The following is a 906-nucleotide window of genomic DNA, read 5'->3' on the forward strand; positions in this document are numbered from 1 at the left end:
GGGTTGCCCAGATCGGCGGCCTTGCGGAAATAGCGTAGCGCCAGCTCGCGGTCGCGCTTGATATTGCCGTAGCCGCGGCTGGTGTAGTAGGCGAGGTTGTAATAGCCGGGAGCGAGGTCGCGGTCGAGCAATTGCTGGTTCAGGTCCAGCACTTCGCGGAAGCCGCCGGTGAAGTCGCCGTCGGTCAGCCCATTCTGCAAATTGATATTGGCCTTGACGTGCCCGTGGGCGGCGGCGATGCGGTAGAGGCGCTGCACTTGCCGCGTGACGTCGGGCTTGCGCCGCAACAGATTGTTCTTTTGCAAGTGGCGGGCGTAGAGGAAGAGCTGATCCGCTTCCGGTGTCGGTGTCGGCAGTGGCTGGTGGACGCAGCGGAAGGCCAGCACTTCTTGTTGTTTGGGGCTGAGCGTGCTCATGAGGGTTTCCTTGGCGAGGGCCGGGGCCGCTATTGAGGCGAGGATGGTGATCAGCAGGAAGGCGCGCATGGCTTAGTCCAGATTCGACAGCTTGTCGCTGTCGCGGCGGAATTCGATTAGGGAGGCGATGGGTGATAGCTCCTTATTTTTCCGTTCTTTATTGCGATTAATAGTTTTTTCCCACTTCTTGAACGCATCCGGCATCTGTTCATCAAACGGCAGACTAGTGTTTTCTAAGCCCATCACCTCTCCAGTTTCCGGGTCGCGGGTGTGCAAGGACCACAGCTCGCGGCGCAGGCCGGCGCTGATGTCGCCGCGTTCGTGGCAGATGTTCAGTTCGCTGTCGACGCGCATGCTGCGGGTGTTGATATTGGCCGAGCCCTGAGTCATGAACACGTCGTTGATGATCATCAGCTTGCTGTGGATGTAGACGAAGGGCCAGTCATAGCCCTGGCCGGCGGCGGCGGGGCGGTCGGCTTCGCGCTGGTTG

At 60.3% G+C, this 906-nt stretch carries 1 protein-coding gene and 1 pseudogene; both read right to left on the minus strand.

The annotated features are described in order from the left end of the window. Nucleotides 1-416, minus strand: a pseudogene (locus tag LQT98_RS22860) (hypothetical protein); the annotation flags it as partial. 72 nt (nt 417-488) lie between these two features. Further along, a partial coding sequence (locus tag LQT98_RS22865) for a phospholipase D-like domain-containing protein (RefSeq protein WP_331282590.1) occupies nt 489-906 on the minus strand: 418 nt, incomplete at its 5' end.

The organism is Chromobacterium aquaticum, from assembly GCF_021129195.1.
Taxonomy (GTDB): Bacteria; Pseudomonadota; Gammaproteobacteria; order Burkholderiales; family Chromobacteriaceae; genus Chromobacterium; species Chromobacterium aquaticum.